General features: G+C 36.2%; 21 protein-coding genes and 1 tRNA gene. 17 read left to right on the forward strand and 5 right to left on the reverse strand.

Annotated elements, in window-relative coordinates; genetic code table 11:
- Position 1: 1 nt before the first annotated feature.
- The 5 genes from BLQ00_RS11135 to BLQ00_RS11155 are packed head-to-tail and all read left to right on the forward strand — an operon-like array spanning position 2 to position 3,572.
- Positions 2-1,075, forward strand: coding sequence for an ABC transporter permease (locus tag BLQ00_RS11135; protein WP_093144303.1), 1,074 nt, complete (start codon positions 2-4; stop codon positions 1,073-1,075).
- Between the two features lie 46 nt (positions 1,076-1,121).
- Positions 1,122-1,610: a TlpA family protein disulfide reductase gene (locus BLQ00_RS11140; protein ID WP_093144305.1), complete on the forward strand. Its 489-nt coding sequence runs from the start codon at positions 1,122-1,124 to the stop codon at positions 1,608-1,610.
- A 22-nt stretch (positions 1,611-1,632) separates the two neighbouring features.
- Complete coding sequence (tpiA, locus tag BLQ00_RS11145; RefSeq protein WP_093144307.1) at positions 1,633-2,391, forward strand: triose-phosphate isomerase; 759 nt, start codon at positions 1,633-1,635, stop codon at positions 2,389-2,391.
- 43 nt (positions 2,392-2,434) lie between these two features.
- Positions 2,435-3,268, forward strand: coding sequence for a 50S ribosomal protein L11 methyltransferase (gene prmA / locus BLQ00_RS11150; RefSeq protein WP_093144308.1), 834 nt, complete (start codon positions 2,435-2,437; stop codon positions 3,266-3,268).
- A 28-nt stretch (positions 3,269-3,296) separates the two neighbouring features.
- Complete coding sequence (locus tag BLQ00_RS11155) at positions 3,297-3,572, forward strand: ATP-dependent Clp protease adaptor ClpS (RefSeq protein ID WP_093144310.1); 276 nt, start codon at positions 3,297-3,299, stop codon at positions 3,570-3,572.
- Between the two features lie 113 nt (positions 3,573-3,685).
- Here the strand turns inward: BLQ00_RS11155 and BLQ00_RS11160 are convergent, their stop codons facing one another.
- Positions 3,686-4,063, reverse strand: coding sequence for a nuclear transport factor 2 family protein (locus BLQ00_RS11160; RefSeq protein WP_093144311.1), 378 nt, complete (start codon positions 4,061-4,063; stop codon positions 3,686-3,688).
- A 154-nt stretch (positions 4,064-4,217) separates the two neighbouring features.
- Between BLQ00_RS11160 and BLQ00_RS11165 the strand changes: the two genes are divergently transcribed.
- The 7 genes from BLQ00_RS11165 (at position 4,218) to BLQ00_RS11195 (ending at position 8,735) form a co-directional block, all read left to right on the forward strand.
- Complete coding sequence (locus BLQ00_RS11165; RefSeq protein WP_093144313.1) at positions 4,218-4,781, forward strand: TetR/AcrR family transcriptional regulator; 564 nt, start codon at positions 4,218-4,220, stop codon at positions 4,779-4,781.
- A gap of 76 nt (positions 4,782-4,857) precedes the next feature.
- A complete protein-coding gene (locus BLQ00_RS11170; protein WP_093144315.1) occupies positions 4,858-5,424 on the forward strand; it encodes a carboxymuconolactone decarboxylase family protein in 567 nt (188 codons plus the stop codon).
- A 64-nt stretch (positions 5,425-5,488) separates the two neighbouring features.
- The gene (locus BLQ00_RS11175) at positions 5,489-5,797 is read left to right on the forward strand and encodes an EthD family reductase (RefSeq protein WP_093144317.1); all 309 of its coding nucleotides are present in this window, start codon (positions 5,489-5,491) and stop codon (positions 5,795-5,797) included.
- Between the two features lie 123 nt (positions 5,798-5,920).
- Entirely contained in the window at positions 5,921-6,586 is a 666-nt protein-coding gene (locus tag BLQ00_RS11180) for a peroxiredoxin-like family protein (protein WP_093144319.1), read from the forward strand.
- 31 nt (positions 6,587-6,617) lie between these two features.
- Complete coding sequence (locus BLQ00_RS11185) at positions 6,618-7,331, forward strand: 3-ketoacyl-ACP reductase (protein WP_093144321.1); 714 nt, start codon at positions 6,618-6,620, stop codon at positions 7,329-7,331.
- A 40-nt stretch (positions 7,332-7,371) separates the two neighbouring features.
- The gene (locus BLQ00_RS11190) at positions 7,372-8,061 is read left to right on the forward strand and encodes a haloacid dehalogenase type II (RefSeq protein ID WP_093144323.1); all 690 of its coding nucleotides are present in this window, start codon (positions 7,372-7,374) and stop codon (positions 8,059-8,061) included.
- Between the two features lie 29 nt (positions 8,062-8,090).
- The gene (locus BLQ00_RS11195; protein ID WP_093144662.1) at positions 8,091-8,735 is read left to right on the forward strand and encodes a DsbA family oxidoreductase; all 645 of its coding nucleotides are present in this window, start codon (positions 8,091-8,093) and stop codon (positions 8,733-8,735) included.
- Between the two features lie 90 nt (positions 8,736-8,825).
- Here BLQ00_RS11195 and BLQ00_RS11200 read toward each other — a convergent pair.
- Positions 8,826-8,899: transfer RNA gene (locus BLQ00_RS11200), tRNA-Arg, on the reverse strand.
- A 227-nt stretch (positions 8,900-9,126) separates the two neighbouring features.
- Between BLQ00_RS11200 and BLQ00_RS11205 the strand changes: the two genes are divergently transcribed.
- The gene (locus tag BLQ00_RS11205; protein ID WP_093144325.1) at positions 9,127-9,582 is read left to right on the forward strand and encodes a Na(+)-translocating NADH-quinone reductase subunit F; all 456 of its coding nucleotides are present in this window, start codon (positions 9,127-9,129) and stop codon (positions 9,580-9,582) included.
- A gap of 31 nt (positions 9,583-9,613) precedes the next feature.
- On the forward strand, positions 9,614-10,126 hold the full coding sequence (locus tag BLQ00_RS11210) for an adenine phosphoribosyltransferase (protein WP_175445446.1): 513 nt from the start codon (positions 9,614-9,616) through the stop codon (positions 10,124-10,126).
- Here the strand turns inward: BLQ00_RS11210 and BLQ00_RS11215 are convergent.
- The 3 genes from BLQ00_RS11215 to BLQ00_RS11225 form a co-directional block, all read right to left on the reverse strand.
- Complete coding sequence (locus tag BLQ00_RS11215; protein WP_093144329.1) at positions 10,123-10,275, reverse strand: SsrA-binding protein; 153 nt, start codon at positions 10,273-10,275, stop codon at positions 10,123-10,125. The genes BLQ00_RS11210 and BLQ00_RS11215 overlap by 4 nt on opposite strands.
- A 73-nt stretch (positions 10,276-10,348) precedes the next feature.
- Positions 10,349-12,292 carry a M56 family metallopeptidase gene (locus tag BLQ00_RS11220; RefSeq protein ID WP_093144331.1) on the reverse strand — a complete coding sequence of 648 codons (1,944 nt, stop codon included), beginning with the start codon at positions 12,290-12,292 and terminating at the stop codon, positions 10,349-10,351.
- The gene (locus tag BLQ00_RS11225; protein ID WP_093144332.1) at positions 12,292-12,648 is read right to left on the reverse strand and encodes a BlaI/MecI/CopY family transcriptional regulator; all 357 of its coding nucleotides are present in this window, start codon (positions 12,646-12,648) and stop codon (positions 12,292-12,294) included. Before BLQ00_RS11225 ends, BLQ00_RS11220 begins: the two co-directional genes overlap by 1 nt.
- 159 nt (positions 12,649-12,807) lie before the next feature.
- On the opposite strand from BLQ00_RS11225, the gene BLQ00_RS11230 reads away from it, so the two are divergent.
- The 3 genes from BLQ00_RS11230 to BLQ00_RS11240 all read left to right on the forward strand — a co-directional run bounded on the left by BLQ00_RS11230 (position 12,808) and on the right by BLQ00_RS11240 (position 17,525).
- Entirely contained in the window at positions 12,808-13,761 is a 954-nt protein-coding gene (locus BLQ00_RS11230; RefSeq protein ID WP_093144334.1) for a calcium/sodium antiporter, read from the forward strand.
- Between the two features lie 383 nt (positions 13,762-14,144).
- A complete protein-coding gene (locus tag BLQ00_RS11235) occupies positions 14,145-16,331 on the forward strand; it encodes a glutamine synthetase III family protein (protein ID WP_093144336.1) in 2,187 nt (728 codons plus the stop codon).
- Between the two features lie 303 nt (positions 16,332-16,634).
- Positions 16,635-17,525 carry a hypothetical protein gene (locus tag BLQ00_RS11240; protein WP_093144337.1) on the forward strand — a complete coding sequence of 297 codons (891 nt, stop codon included), beginning with the start codon at positions 16,635-16,637 and terminating at the stop codon, positions 17,523-17,525.
- Positions 17,526-17,529 lie beyond the last annotated feature (4 nt).

Genomic DNA, 17,529 nt, shown 5'->3' on the forward strand with positions numbered 1-17,529 from the left:
GGTGACAGGCTACATACTTCAGAAAATAGGTTATGCGTTGCTTACTTTGGTTGGAGTAGTTACTGTTATTTTTTTCCTGTTTACAATTCTTCCAGGAGATCCTGCGCGGATGATGCTGGGACAAAATGAAAGTGCCGAACAAATTGCTGTTGTAAAAAAGAAGTACGGATTCGACAAGCCTGTTGGAGTTCAGTACCTACAGTATATGAATGATTTGTCGCCACTTTCTTTTCACAGTACAAATCCTGATGATTATACGTTTCTTTCCGAAGAAAAATACAGCGCAACGCAACTTTTTACAGTCGGAAACACTACCGTAGCCTTGAAATTTCCGTATTTACGAGAATCGTTTCAGAAGAATGGAAAAAAAGTAAGCTCGGTAATAGCTGAAACATTACCCAATACAGTAGTGTTAGCAGTTTCGGCAATTTGTATCGCGATCTTTTTAGGAATCCTCTTAGGAATTGTCTCCGTACTCTTTAAAGACGGTTGGATCGACAAGTTGATACAACTCGTGAGCACCTTCGGAATGAGTGTGCCTTCTTTTTTTAGTGCCATTTTATTTGCGTGGCTGTTCGGTTTTGTGTGGCATACATACACAGGACTAAATATGACAGGTAGCTTGTACGAGGTAGACGATTTTGGGGAAGGACGTTACATACAATGGAAAAATATTATTCTGCCGGCTGTAGTTCTAGGGATACGTCCCTTAGCAGTTGTGAGTCAGTTAATGCGAAATTCATTGTTAGAAGTTTTAAACCAAGATTACATCAGAACGGCAAAAGCGAAAGGCTTGTCTTTTTTTACAATCATTTGGAAACACGCTTTGAAAAATTCCTTAAATCCTGTGGTTACGGCTATTTCAGGATGGTTTGCTTCCATGTTGGCAGGAGCTGTTTTTGTTGAATACATTTTTGGATGGAATGGTTTAGGGAAAGAAATTGTAGATGCTCTAAATACCTTAGACTTACCTATTATTATGGGCGCGGTGCTTGTGATAGCTTCCTTATTTATTATCATTAATATTTTAGTAGATGTTATTTACGGTTGGCTCGATCCTAAAATTAGAGCTTAAGTAATATTTAACAGCTATTTTTTAAATAACTCAATACCTTTGCAAGATGAAATTAATCCTAACTATTTGTATTGTATTTATAAGTCTTTCAGTGCAAGCGCAAGAAGAAGTTGCTTTTCAGAAAGAAGCTTTAGAAGATACTTTTTTAAGTCTTGAAGGCGATTCAGTTTCCTTTGGAGATATCTTAGAAAAACACGTTGGTAAAACCATTTTAATAGACGTTTGGGCTTCTTGGTGCAAAGATTGTATTCAAGGGATGCCTATTGTGAAAGCCTTGCAAATTCAACATAGTGATGTGGTTTTCTTGTTTCTTTCGATGGATAAAAATGTGCCAAGTTGGAAAAAAGGAATTGAAAAATACGATGTAACAGGCGAGAACTATTTTGTGAAATCTGGATGGAAAGGTCCTTTTGGAAGTTCGATCAAGTTAGATTGGATTCCGAGATATATGGTAGTGAGTCCGGAAGGCGATATTCGTTTGTATAAAGCGATAAAAGCCAACGACAAAAATATTACAAAAGCATTAAAACAATAAACCACCCTTTAACAATTAGTATATGAGAAAGCAAATCGTAGCTGGAAATTGGAAAATGAATAATGATCTTTCAGAAACAGAAACTCTTTTAAACGACCTGAAAAAACAAGTGATTCCGGAAAATGTTTCGGTACTTGTCGCACCGACGTTTACAAACTTGTATGCTGCTTTTAATTCGGTAATAGATCATCCTATCGAAGTGGTGGCGCAAAACATGCATCAAGCAAAAAACGGAGCCTATACTGGCGAAGTTTCGGCACAAATGCTTCAAAGTGTTGGTGTGAAGACAGTGATTCTAGGACATAGTGAACGTCGTGCTTATTTTCATGAAACCAATGCATTGTTGGCTGAAAAAGTAACGGCTGCGTTGGAAAACGAGATGACAGCTATTTTCTGTTTTGGAGAAGAGTTGGAAGACCGAAAGTCGGGAAATCATTTTGAATTGGTAGCTTCTCAATTAAAAGAAGGATTGTTTCACATTGCTGAAGCCGATTGGAAACAGATTGTGTTAGCGTACGAGCCTGTATGGGCGATTGGAACAGGCGAAACTGCCAGTCCGGAGCAAGCACAAGAGATGCACGCATTTGTACGTAAAACAATTGCGGAAGCCTATTCAGAGTCAGTAGCAACTAATGTTTCTATTTTATACGGAGGGAGTGTAAAACCTGCCAATGCTTCAGAAATATTTGGAAAGCCAGATGTTGATGGCGGATTAATTGGTGGCGCTGCATTAAACGCTGAAAGCTTCATGGGAATTGTAAATGCATTCGAAACGAAGTAAAACATTCAGCATAAAAAAACATAGAAAGTACTTAAAATAGCATATGTCACAAATATATATAGGATACGAATTTACAGTAACACCCCTTCAGCCAGGAACCGAAATTTTGATTGCTGAATTGGGATACGCAGGCTTTGAAAGTTTTGTTGAAACAGAAGAAGGTGTAACGGCGTACATTCAGAAAGACGAATGGAACGAAGCTATTTTAGAAGAGATACAAATTCTTTCTTCGGAAGAGTTTGCAATTACGCACACTTTTTCAGAAATAGAACAAGTAAATTGGAACGCGGAGTGGGAGAAAAATTTTGATTCTATTGAAGTAGACGGAACTTGTATTGTAAGAGCGCCTTTTCATCCAGAATCCGACGTGAAATACGAGATTGTTATAGAGCCTAAAATGTCGTTTGGAACAGGACATCATGAAACCACTTTTATGATGATTCAACATGTATTAGAAAACGATTTTGAAGGAAAAACTGTATTGGATATGGGCTGCGGAACGGCAGTGTTGGCTATTTTGGCTGAAATGCGAGGTGCTTCAAAACTAGATGCTATCGATATTGATCCGTGGTGTTTCGAAAATTCGGAGGAAAACGTAGCGCGTAATAATTGTAAAAATATTACTGTCGGTCTAGGGGATGCTGCTTTACTGAAAGGAAACCAGTACGATATTGTAATAGCAAATATTAACCGTAACATTCTATTAAACGATATGGCGATGTATAGAAGCTGCTTAACAGAAGGCGGATCGTTGTATTTAAGTGGTTTTTATAAAGAAGACTTGCCAATCATTACCGATTGTTGCAATAAGTTGGGATTCACTTTCGTTGATAATAAAGAAAAGAATAACTGGATTGCGGCAAAATTTGTAATTTAGTAAAAGTGTTTAAAAAATTCTTTTTATTATGAGTTTTAAAGAGAAAATACAAGAAGAAGGTTCGGTTGCCGAATTAGAAAGCAATCAAAACGAAATAGTACTTTATAATGATGAGGTTAATACCTTCGATCATGTAATTAATGTACTTATGTATGCCTGTGAGCATACACCCGAACAAGCAGAGCAATGCTCTATTATTGTGCATTACAAAGGAAAATGTACGGTTAAAACAGGTGCTTACGACGAGTTAGAACCAAGGTGTTCAATGTTATTAGACGCAGGTTTAAGTGCAGAAATACACTAAATAGTATAAAATTTTATTCTGAGATTGTAGAAGAAGTGTTGATAGTCTATTTAAAAACTTCGAAGCGCTCAGTTTGACAAAAGGCTTACCAAATTTGGTAAGCCTTTTGTTTTTTAATACATCGTATTTGGGTTTTTGGAGTGCTTAGGGATTTGTTGAATGGAATCCCAATGTTCGCAAATTTTACCGTTTTCATCAAATCTAAAAAAGTCCATCGTGATGTATTGGTCATCATCTGGCCATATTTGATGCGTGTGTAATGCGACCAAATCGCCTTCAGCTATGCAACGTACAAATTTAATAGATTTTTGAGGATATTCGGCTTGCATCCTTTCGAAGTATGAAATAAAACCTTGTATGCCGTTTTCAACATCCGGATTGTGCTGGATGTATTCTTGTCCAACATATAACTGAACCGCTTTTTCTGGGTTTCCTTCGTAAGCCATTTTGTAAAAAGCAATGGCATTTTCTTTGTTTTGATCTAAAGACATGGGTTTTTTGAATTATAACTATGGAAAGTTAAAAGTATAAAATTTCAAGCTATACTTGAGTTAATACGTCTCTTTAGTAATTCTTGAATAAAAAAATAGAATAATGTTTTTTTATTACTAAACGATTGGTTAGTTTTGTACTGTATTAAGTAACATGGCACGGAAAAAACAATATAAAGAAGATGAGGTTATAGACAAAGCAATGCATTTGTTTTGGCGGAATGGGTATGAAAATACTTCTATGCAAATGCTTGAGAAAGAAATGGGAATTAATAAGTTTTCTATTTATTCAAGTTTTGGAAGTAAGCATGGTGTTTTTTTGGAAAGCCTAAAATGCTATAAAAAGAACATTAAAAGCATTTTCGATACATTCAAAAATGGGACAGAAGGGGTGGCAGATATTAAAAAGTTCTTTTATGATTCTGTAGCGATTACGTTTCAAGGAAAAAATCAAAAAGGGTGTTTGGTAACTAATACCTACAATGAATTTTCAGAAAGTGATGATCAATTAATAAAGGAACAAATGGGTTCTTTTATGGACAATCTTAAAGAGTTAATTATCGAAAAATTAAAAATGGATCCTTCAAAAGATGAAGATACCATATTAAAACAGGCTAATTTTTTATTACTAGCTAAGCATGGCCTAGCAGCGGCATCTAGAGTAAACAGTCAGAAAGAAATTGAAGATTACATAGAAATGACCTTCCAAAACATCTAATCCTTTTTTTTACAAAATAACTAAACGATTGTTTAGTTTAGAACAACAATTATAAATATTTAAAAATTCAGAAATTATGACAACATTAAAAGTTCACAACATAGAAACTGCACCAGAAGGTAGCAAAGCACTATTAGAAAACTCTCAAAAAGCCTATGGGATGATTCCAGGTTTACACGGTGTACTAGCGGGAGCTCCAAAAATTTTAGAAGCCTATCAAACACTACACGAGTTGTTTACACAAACTTCTTTTAATGAAGAGGAATTAACGGTAGTGTGGCAAACCATTAATGTAGAACATGCTTGTCATTACTGTGTTCCTGCACATACAGGAATCGCAAAAATGATGAAAGTAGATGATGCCATTACTGAAGCTTTACGAAATGAAACTCCTCTGGAAGATTCAAAATTAGAAGCGTTACGTACTATGACATTAACGATTGTTCGTAATCGTGGAAATGTTGCACAAGAAGATTTAGATGCTTTCTATGCGGCGGGTTATGGTGAACAACAAGTATTAGAAATCATTTTGGGATTGTCTCAAAAAGTAATTAGTAATTATACAAATCACATCGCACATACGCCTGTAGATGCTGCATTTGAAAAATTTGCGTGGAAAAATAGCGTTGTAACTCCCCAATAATACAGGTTACTAGCTGTAGGCCTTCCGTTAGAGGACGGAAGGCTTTAATTAAATAAAAAAACAAATGATTAAACTAACAGTATTGTATCCGAATAATGCGGATGTAAAGTTTGATAAAGAATACTATACAAAGCAACACAGTCAGTTGCTTTCAGAGCTTTTAGGTGATGCAATCGTAGCGTCTGACGTTAACTTTGGACTAACGGGTGCCACACCATATATAGCGGCTCCTTATGTTGTAATTGCGAACCTAACATTTGCGTCATTAGATTCCTTTGAGAAATCTTTTGGAGCAAATGCAGCAGCTATTTTAGCAGATCTTCCAAATTTCACAAATGCACAGCCATTAGTTCAGATTAGCGAAGTAGTATAACTTCTTTCAGAAGTAGATTTAATGAAAAGGTAATTAGAACACCGAAATGTAGTTTTGTAAATTTGGAAAATTATAGTTTTTCTGTGTTCATTCAGAATTAAAAAAAAAGAACAAGTAACTAAGATGGAAGCAACAAAAAATAAAGGGGAATTAGACGCATTGTTAGACGTAAAGCGCAAAGAAGGAATTGCAAAATATTCCGAAGAAAAAAATCAAATTTATACAGAGGGTATTGCTGCAGTAGCAACTTCTGGAATCCTTGATAAGGCTATTAATGTAGGCGATAAAGCACCAAATTTTAATTTAAAAAATGCGTTAAATGAATCTGTTTCATTGTACAATGAATTAGAAAAAGGCCCTGTAGTTTTAACATGGTACCGAGGAGGATGGTGTCCGTATTGTAATATAACATTGCAGTATTTGCAACAAAAATTACCAGCGTTTAAAAAAGCAGGAGCAACCCTAATCGCATTAACACCTGAGTTGCCTGATAATTCTTTAAGTACTTCGGAAAAAAATAAGTTAGAGTTTACTGTTTTAAGTGATGTCGGGAATACCGTTGGAAAAGAATACGGTGTTGTGTTCAAACTAACAAACGAGGTAGCGTCTATTTATGAAGCTGCGTTTGGTTTGAATGAAAAAAATGGTGATGAAAGCAATGAATTACCCTTAGCGGCCACCTATGTCATTGATGTAAACGGAATTATTCAGTATGCATTTTTAGATGCAGATTATAGAGAAAGAGCAGAATTGACTGAAATTATCGCGGCATTAAAAAAACGGAAATAAAATACTATTCATATTTAAATAAAAAAGGAACATGGAATTAAAAAATAAAAAAGCCATCGTTACAGGTGGAAGCAGAGGGTTGGGAAAAGCCACAGCCATAGCATTTGCCAAACTAGGGATCGATGTCGCTATTACGGGTAGAAATGAAGCTAATTTAACTGAAACAGTTTCAGAGCTTAAGGCATTAGGGGTAAATGCGTTTTATGAAGTATTTGACGTTGGAAATTACGATGAGGTTAAAACTGGGATTAAAAATATAATTTCAAATTTAGGGACGGTAGATATTTTAGTAAACAATGCAGGTATTGCTGCATTTGGAACGTTAAATGAAATGGACCCTACTGTATGGGAAAATATCATTAAAACCAACGTTCTAGGAATGTATTATGTAACTAAAGAAGTACTTCCATATTTAATAGATAAGAACGAAGGAGATATCATCAATATTTCTTCTACCGCTGGTTTAAATGGAAATGCAAGTACTTCTGCGTATTCTGCTTCCAAATTTGCCGTTATCGGTTTGTCACAATCCTTAATGAAAGAGGTTCGTAAAAACAACATTAGAGTCAATACGTTGACGCCAAGTACAATCGCTACAGATATGTCGTTAGAATTAGGAATTACAGATGGGAATACAGAATCGGTATTACAACCAGAAGATTTTGCGCAATTAATAGTTGCAGGGTTGCAATTGCCAAGACGCGCAATGATGGCTAGCGGATCATTATGGTCTACGAATCCTTAATAACGTTTCATCATACCTTCAGATATAAAAACACTTTCTAATGGAAACTAAAATCAGACCCAAAGTATTATTTTTCGACGTCAACGAGACATTGCTAGACCTTATTCAAATGAAAAAGCAAGTTGGAGAAACTTTAGGCGGAAATGAAGACTTGCTGCCCTTATGGTTTACAACAATGTTACACTATTCCTTAGTGGTTTCGGCAAGTGGTCGCTATGAGTCTTTCGGACATATTGGTGCTGCAGCTTTACAAATGGTGGCAGCGAATCACGATATTGAAATTTCCGAAGAAAAAGCGCGAAGTGTTATTTTATCTGGTTTGCGAGGATTGCCGGCACATCCAGAAGTTAAAGATGCATTGACACAGTTAAAAGAAGCGGGATATACTTTGGTATCTTTCACAAACTCATCGAACGAAGGGGTTACAAAACAATTTGAAAGTGCTGGTTTAACGCATTTTTTCGACGAAAGATTAAGCATTGAAGATGCGGGTAAATTTAAACCCTTTACCGATTCCTATGCTTGGGCAGCAAATAAATTAAATGTAAAGCCCGAAGAGTGTATGTTGATAGCAGCCCATGGTTGGGATGTTGCCGGAGCACTTTGGGCAGGATGGAGAGCTGCTTTTGTAAGAAGACCTGGACAACAAACATTTCCGTTAGCACCAAAAACTGAAATAGAAGCATCCGACTTGAATAAAATAGCAGCAATTCTTGTTGCTTATTCATAAGTATGCAAAACCAATAAATTATGAACAAGATGAAAGAGAAATTAAAAATAGATATAGTTTCAGATGTAGTGTGTCCTTGGTGTACCATTGGATACAAACGTTTGGAAAAAGCAATAACAGAACTTGGTATTGAAGACCAAGTAGAAATAGAATGGCAACCGTTTGAGTTAAATCCAAACATGCCTGCGGAAGGTCAAAATGTACAGGAACATATTGCTGAAAAATACGGTTCTACCTTAGAACAACAAAAAGCTTCGCAACAACACATGACGGAAGCTGGAGCAGAATTAGGCTTCACGTTCGATTATTTTGATGAAATGCGAATGGCAAACACCTTTGATGCGCATGTACTCTTAGAATATGCGAAAGACTTCGGAAAACAAACCGAATTAAAAATGCGTTTAACAGCTTCTTTCTTTAGTGAACGAAAAGATGTTTCTAAAAGAGACGTTTTAAAACAAGCTTTATTAGATGTTGGTTTAAATGCAGAAGAAGCATTAGCAAAACTTGACGATGAGGAAGCGCGTAACGAAGTGAGAACTAAAGAAGGGTATTGGCAACAATTAGGAGTAAGTTCTGTGCCAACAATAGTGTTTAACAGAAAAAGCGCTGTAACAGGAGCCCAGCCGGTCGATGTGTTTAAACAAGTGCTCTCTGAATTAGTACAAGAATAAGGATAAAAGCCTCGAAGTAATATTGAGACTTGTATTGTTCTAAAAAAAGAAAACCACGCTCTTATAAAAAGCGTGGTTTTTTGTATTTCGTGACCTCGACAGGATTCAAACCTGTAACCTCTTGAGCCGTAATCAAGTGCGCTATTCAGTTGCGCCACGAGGCCGATTGTATGCTCCAAAACAAAAGAAACAGAAGTCGCAATTGTTTCGGGGTGCAAATATATTTCTTTTTACGGTTATAGCGCAATACTTTCTTAATTTTTTTTCATGGCTTCGGAAAGTTCCCTTTATTTAAGGATGTGTCTGCATTTTTAACATTATAAATGTAATGAGGGAGCAAGTTGTTTCTTATATTTTCAGTAATTTAAGGCATCCTTTTAAACCAACTCCTATGAAGTCATCAGAACGATTAGAACAGGCGATTAAAAAACTGTATGTTGCTTTTCATAACGATACATTGCATCCCGAATGTTGTAAAAGCTGTGCGGTAGGAAATATATGTGATACTTCAGAAAGCTGGAAATATCTAACAGACACGCACGGTTCTTTGGAGTTGAACTATATAGGAACTGTACACCAACGTTTTGGACGGAAAATGAATGGATACGCACCCAAAGAACTATTGCAAATTGAAGCCGTTTTCTTAGAAGGTTGTGGTTACAGTGTCCCTTTGATTCGAAATTCAAAACGACCTGAAAATCCTACCGACAAGGAAGTGTTGTTTAACGGACTCTCTGCTACGGTCGCTTTTTTGTGTCAATTAGATGGTATTTCAAACGTGATGGACTATTCCAAGCTATTTGAATTTGAAAATAACAAACCCAAACATGAATTAACGTTTGCCTAAAATGTGCAAACACTCCTAAAAACAAACAATGATCCAACTACAAGACTATATTAGAGATATTAAAGATTTTCCAAAGCCAGGCGTCTTATTTAAAGACATTACGCCGCTATTGGCAAATAGTGAAGCTTCAGCACTTTGCTTAGAAGGTCTGTTAAGTTTGGTAGAAGACCAAAAAATAGACAAGGTAGTTGGGATAGAATCTAGAGGTTTTTTCTTCGGAACACTATTAGCACAAAAGTTAAATGCTGGATTTGTACCCATTCGTAAATCTGGGAAACTTCCGTACTCAACCATCAAAGAACCCTATTCGTTAGAGTATGGAATTGATGTACTGGAAATGCATGACGATGCTATTAAAAAAGGGGACCGAGTATTGTTACACGACGATGTGCTTGCTACTGGCGGAACCGCAAAAGCGGCATGTAAACTCATTGAGCAACTCGGCGGAATTGTAGTGCAGTGTAATTTTATTATGGAAATCGAATTTTTAAAAGGAGCTCAAAAACTAGATCAATACGAACTGAGACCGTTAATAAGCTACTAGTCCAAGGCGTTTTTAGTTACCCAAAGCTTATAGCCAAACAACGCCATTTGAAACTTGGAGGCATTGGCAAGATCCAACCTCTGTTTCGTAAAACTAGGAAGCACCTTCTTATTAATTTTCGCCAACATTTTAAAAAACTTCTTTTTCATCTTATAAAAATACAATTTAAAAATAGAAGCTGTGTAAAATCAACAGATTGCACAGCTCTTTTTTTAATCTATATTATTGATCTCTTGTTGATAACAGTGTCGCATTTTCATCTGCACCAACAACAATTGTAGTAATAGGCGCATCGCTTTTTGCATACGTCGAAGAAGCCACCGAGCCATTATTATTGTCAATTTTCAGTTTTATTTTGGTGATTTCGTTAGCGTCATTTCTTCTAATGCCACTATAGGAAAACGAAATTCCAGCAGCTTTAAACTCGCTTTTAAACGCTTTTAGCTCCGCTTCTGTAGTAGTTTTTGTAATTTGCTTTGTGTTTTTTGGCGCAGCAGTAACGCTACTTCTAGCTGTTCTAGTGTGCAAATTAGATCGGTCTTGACGTGCCGATTGCCTTCTTGAAATACTAGTATCGAGTTGCGAAAATCGATGGGTAAGACTGTCTGTTCTATGGTTTGCGTTGTTTTGTAATCGTTTACGTAGTTCGTTCGATCTCGCTTCAAATTTTTCACGTCGTTTATTAGATGCTTCAATCATTTCTTCACGACGTTTCTCCATTTCTTCGCGCCTTTGTTCCATTTTTTGGCGCATCTTTTCACTTTTCTCTTCTCGTTCTTCGCTCGTAACGGTGATTTGTTGTGTGTTTGAAGTGCTAGAGTTTCCGATAGATCGTACCGAAAGGCGAGTGCCTTCAGATGCGATAATAATGGTGTTTATAGGATCGTCGCTGCTTACACCATACTTTCCAGAGTTTCCATTGGCATCTTTGTAGGTAATTGTGATAGCAATAATCTCTTGTTTGCTATTGTACGAAACATTCGAGTAGCTAAAGGTAAATCCTTTGCTTTTCAACTCTTTTTGTAAGGCGTCAAGTTCTTCTTTGGTTGAATTTTTGGAGATCTGAAACACAATTTCTTGGAACGATGTTGCAGTCGAACTAACTGTTTTTGCATCGGAAACTCCTTCAGAAAGGGGGGCGGTTTCTTTTGTTGAAGGGGTGTTTTCTTCTAAATGTTCTTCGGAAGCATTTACATCTTCCTTTTCAATATTAGATTCAGTTACGGCTGCTTCCGAAGGAGAAAAAGAAGGAGAGCTTTTGGGTACTTCTGAAGCTGAAGTAGTTGTGTTTTCGGTGTATGTAACCACTTCTTTCACGTTAAAACTCCATAAAAAGAGCGCTAAAAAAGGTAGAATAATACTTAGTTTCCAAGTATTGTTTCGATGTGATTTTCTTTTGTTTAACATAATGATTCGTTTTTTAATAAATGATTGATGAAAATTTGTGGCAAGTCCCGTAATTGTTGAGGCTGATGAGGCCTTTACGAGTGCCAATTGGTATTGTTTTAATGCGTTTGTTTGTGCTACAGTTGCTTGATCTGCGATGAATTCTAGATTTTCTTCCATACTTTTTTTGTACCGCCATGCCAACGGATTAAACCATAGGAACACAAGAAGCAAGTTGGCAAGTAGGGTGTCTATCGAATGTTTTTGAAGGGCATGAACTTCTTCGTGTTTCAAAATCATTTCGAGGTCTTCTTTTGTATGCAAATTTGGATTGTACACAATGTAATTGAAGAACGAGAAAGGAGGTGTTTCGAAAGAAGTTTCAATGTAAGAGTAGCCGTTCTGCTTGGTAATAGACTGTCCGTGTAAAAATGAAACCAGTGAAACAAACTGTTTTAAAAACCGAAGTAAAAATAACGATGCACCCATCAAATAAAGGGTGAAGGCAAGCTGCTCCCACGAAAACAAAATGGCTTCTTCGGGAGTATGTACCAGCGTTGGCAAAGATTCCGCAGAAAAAACAGGTAGTTGTGAAGGAAGTTCACGATAGATGGTTTTAGTAATCTCAATAAAAGGAACTGCGATGGCGGCTAGAATTCCGACCCACAAAAAATGCCTTTTTAAAGTAAAAAAAGTTTCTCTTTTAAGTGCAAACTGATATACACCATAAAATAGTGCGATGATAAGAGAAGCTTTGCCTAAGTAGAGTAGTGTGTCCATTATTCTGGATTTTCGATGAGCGCTAAAATTTCACGTAGTTCGGTAGCGCTAATTTTTTCTTCTTTGGCAAAAAAGGAAACCATGTTTTTGTAATCTCCATTAAAATAGCGTTTGGTGGCCATGTTCATAAAGCGTTTGGCGTATGCATCTTTAGTGATAATGGGAAAGTATTGGTGTGTTTTCCCGTACGCAATGTGCGATACAAACCCTTTTTCTTCCAGATTTCTAACAATAGTAGAAACCGTATTGTAATGATTGTCGTTTGCCAATGCTGCTACAATTTCTTTTACAAATGCTTTTTCTAACGACCAAAGCGCTTGCATTACTTCTTCTTCTTTATTGGTTAATTGTTCCATCTTTCAAACGTATAACTATTTTTACAGTTTTACAACTATTTTTGTAGTTATATAACTTGTTTTTTAGTTTTGTATTGTTTTCAACAGTAAAATTTTACAAAACCTTTCTTTCGTAAATGGGTTTTCAATTAAGTATATTTGTGTTCTAAAATTAATTTTATGAGTTTACTTTTTATCTTTTTGGGATTAGCGTTATTGGTAGTAGGAGGTGAGTTTTTAGTTCGCGCTTCGGTAGCATTATCATTTCGATTTAATATTTCCAAAATGGTGATTGGTTTAACAGTAGTCTCTTTTGCGACTTCGGCTCCAGAATTATTGGTGAGTATTCAAGCTGCGATGGAAGGATTCAGCGATATTTCTTTAGGAAATGTAATAGGATCTAATATTGCCAATATTGGGTTGGTGTTAGGGATTACTGCGATTATTTCTCCATTAGCAATCGATAAGGATTTTTACAAATTTAATTGGCCCGTAATGATGTTGCTATCGGTAGGGCTCTATTTTATATTAAAAACCGGAGGGGTCATTACCCGCATGGAAGGTGTCGGACTACTTGTAATTTTAGTAATTTACTTATACCTATTAATTAACCGTGCAAAAAAGGCACGTGTAACAGAAGCCGTAGATGAAAGTGTTGATGATAGTTTGGCAACAGTTTCTGGTTTTAAAATTAGTATTTGGTTGTTAATTGGCGCTGTTACTTTGTATTTTGGAAGTGAGTTATTGGTAGATGGCGCTGTAGAATTAGCAGTTACTATGGGGGTAAGTGAACGCGTTATCGCGGTAACCATGATTGCTGTTGGTACTAGTGTACCCGAATTGGCAGCCTCTGTCATTGCCGCATTGAAAAAGGAAAAAGCACTTTCGTTAGGGAATTTAATAGGATCGAATATATTTAATATCGCTTCCGTACTAGGAATTACAGCGATTATCCAACCTATTTTTGTGAAAAGCCCCGAGGTATTAACCAGCGATATTTTTTGGATGCTTGGTTTTGCCGCGATTTTAATTCCGATGGCATTCTTGCCTAAACGCTTCGAAATTGGTCGTGTAAAAGGGATTATTATTGTTGCTGCTTACGGAGTCTTTATTAGTTTGGCGTTGTTAAGCTAGTCTGTTTCATTTTAAAAAATTAATGGTGTCTTTTTTTTTTCTTCGGAAAGCCACGTGTGCCTATTTCTGTTTACACTAATGCAGTAGCTTCAGAAGTAATACGATGTGCTATTTTTTGAGGCGTATCTTTCTGAAGCATCTCGTTAATATTGTATAGGTGTTACCGTTGAAGTCTAACTATATCCTTTTCCGAAGTAAAAAAGCAATACAAAACAATTTCACAAAAAGCTTTGGGTGTGTCGATGGATAGGCGTCTTTAAAAATAGGGGTGTTCTCGACAAAAGCCACTTTTTTTGATAAGTTATCGTTAAAAAATAGGGGGTGTTATTAAAAATAATTTACTTTTGCACTGTTTAACTTACAAAACACTTAAAAAGTACACTATGTCCACATTAAGATTTTATGCGATTCAAGAAACATTAAACCGTAAAACAGTTCATGTAGAAGAGCCAGAACGTCGTTCTACTATTTTCGGTCAAAACGTTTTTAATGAAGGTTCAATGCGCCAATACCTAACAAAAGACTCTTATCAGAGTGTGATGAGCGCGGTTGAAAAAGGAACTAAAATTGAGCGCCACATAGCAGATCATATCTCTACAGGTATGAAAGAATGGGCGATTTCTAAAGGAGCAACGCATTACACACACTGGTTTCAACCTTTAACGGGAGCAACTGCAGAAAAGCACGATGCTTTTTTTGAAACAATGAGTGATGGTCATGCCATCGAAAAATTTGGTGGTGGACAATTAGTACAGCAAGAGCCAGATGCTTCAAGTTTTCCAAACGGAGGAATTCGTAATACTTTTGAAGCAAGAGGATATACTGCTTGGGATCCAACATCTCCAGCGTTTATTTACGGAACGACACTTTGTATTCCAACAGTTTTTGTTTCCTATACAGGAGAAGCATTAGATTATAAAACACCATTACTTCGTGCCTTGCAATCGGTTGATAGTGCAGCTACAGATGTGGCGAAGTATTTTGATAAAAATGTAACAAAAGTAGTTGCAACATTAGGTTGGGAGCAAGAGTACTTCTTAATTGATAGTGCTTTGGCAGCCTCTCGCCCAGATATTAGTTTGGCAGGAAGAACCTTATTAGGACATTCTTCTGCGAAAGGACAACAATTAGACGATCACTATTTTGGTTCTATTCCAGCACGTGCACTTAATTACATGCGTGATTTAGAAACGGAATGTATGTTATTGGGAATTCCAGTAAAAACGCGTCATAACGAAGTAGCGCCAAATCAATTTGAATTAGCGCCTATTTTTGAAGAAACGAATCTTGCTGTAGATCACAACTCCTTATTAATGGATGTGATGCATAAAGTAGCAGAGCGCCATAGTTTTAAAGTATTATTCCACGAGAAGCCATTTGCAGGTGTAAACGGTAGCGGAAAACACAACAACTGGTCATTAGCGACAAACACAGGGGTTAATTTATTAGGACCTGGAAGTACTCCAATGAAGAATCTTCAGTTTTTAACGTTCTTTATCAATACGATAAAAGCAGTTAATGAGCATGAAGAGTTATTGCGTGCTACCATTGCAAGTGCAAGTAACGACCACCGTTTAGGGGCTAACGAAGCACCTCCGGCAATTATTTCAGCATTTATTGGGTCACAATTAACAGCTGTTTTAGATGAGCTTGAAAAAGTAACCAACGGGAAGTTATCTCCACAAGAGAAAACAGACCTTAAATTAAATGTAGTTGGTAAGATTCCAGAAATTTTACTAGACAATACAGACCGTAACCGTACGTCTCCTTTTGCTTTTACTGGAAACAAATTCGAGTTTAGAGCCGTAGGTTCTACAGCAAACTGTGCAAATCCGATGACTGTATTAAACGCCATTGTTGCAAAACAGTTAATCGACTTTAAAGCGAAAGTAGATGCTTTGATCAAGGATAAGAAGATGAAGAAGGACGACGCTATTTTTAATGTGCTTAGAGAGTATATTAAAGATTCTAAGCGTATTCGTTTTGAAGGTGATGGGTATGGTGAAGCATGGGAGAAAGAAGCTAAAAAGCGCGGATTGAGTAATAATAAAACCACTCCAATTGCTTTAAAAGCGAAAGTTTCTAAAAAGACCGTTGAATTATTTGAAGGTCTTGGTATTATGAGTAAGATAGAAATTGAAGCTCGTTACGAAATTGAATTGGAAGAGTATGCAAAGCGTATTCAGATTGAAGGACGTATCTTAGGTGATATCGCTAGAAACCACGTAATTCCAACAGCTATTAAGTATCAGAACATTTTAATTAAAAATGTAAAAGGTCTTAAAGAGATCTACGGAAAAGACTTTAAAAACTTTTCGGGAGAGCAATTGCGATTGATTGAGGACATTAGCGGTCATATTTCAAAAATTAACTCAGGCATTACCGATATGATTGAAGCTCGTAAAAAAGCAAATAAAATTGAGGATACTGAAAAGTTAGCAATTGCCTATTGTGATGATGTAAAACCTTTCTTTGAAGAGATTCGTTACCATTGTGATAAATTAGAATTGTTAGTAGATGATGAGCTTTGGCCATTAACTAAGTACCGTGAATTGTTATTTACAAAATAAACGGATACCTATATATAATCACAAATCGCCTAGTGTAAGCTAGGCGATTTTTTTTGTTTTAACCTGATTTGTCGCTCTGTAAGACAAGTGCTTTATTTGTTGATTTAAATCGTAACACATTGTTTTTTAAATAAATAAGTGTTAATACGTATTTGTAATATAAAAAATTAAGCTTATATTTGATAGTAACATAAATGAAGTCCCAACTTCTACTCCAATCTCTATTCCCTTTAGAGATACTTATTTTACTTATCCCCTAGCTATTTAAATTTGATCAAGTTTTAACGAATTTAAATTACTCTTATGAAACATCTTTTTTTATGTGCTTGTACTTTTTTGTTTTCCGCGCTTAGTTTTTCACAAAGCTCAGGAGGGGAGAATGTTAGTAATTCAACACAAACTGGCACTAATAATGCCACGGTAAATCAAACTGCTTTGGGAACCTATGTAAACTTTAGTGACTTACTTCAAACAGGGACTAACCTTGCAACTGTAAATCAATACGGGGCAAATTCTTCATTAATCACACAAACAGGCTCAAATTGGTCTACTGTTAATCAGAATGGAGGTGATGGACATTGGACTGGATTTGATATTACACAGACTTCTGATATAGTACAAAATGGAGTTTTAAATAGAGCCTTTATAGAACAATTGGGTGATGGACAAAGTTCAATTGTTTCTCAAGATAATGATATAGGTGATACAAAGGGTAGTAAAGCAGATATTAAACAGTATGGATTAAATAATACATCCGATGTAGTTCAAATAGATGATGCTAACTATGCATTGGTTGTTCAGGATGGTGATCATAATGTTTCAGATACAGATCAACAAACTTATGACGTTGCTGTTCCGGTACATGCCTCTTTGTTTTTACAAGGAAACTTAGTAAATCAAACAGGGTCGTATAACTTCTCTAAAGTAGAACAATATGGAGACAACCAACGATCTGATGTGACACAAGAAGCATTAGGTGGAGGTGTAGCTGCAGATCCCTATACGAATGAAGCTAATGTACTTCAAAATGGAGAGATGAATTGGTCTATTATTAATCAGAGTGATACTGTAGGAGTAGATGCTAATAATTCTGCAAGTGTTACAGAGACCAATTTGGTAGGTGGTCCTGGAAATTTGAGTACAGTAAATCAATTTGGAGCAAATTCAATAAATGTAAACCAAACAAATTTTTAATTAC

The sequence above is a fragment of the Ulvibacter litoralis genome (genome assembly GCF_900102055.1).
In the GTDB taxonomy this organism is placed as follows: domain Bacteria; phylum Bacteroidota; class Bacteroidia; order Flavobacteriales; family Flavobacteriaceae; genus Ulvibacter; species Ulvibacter litoralis.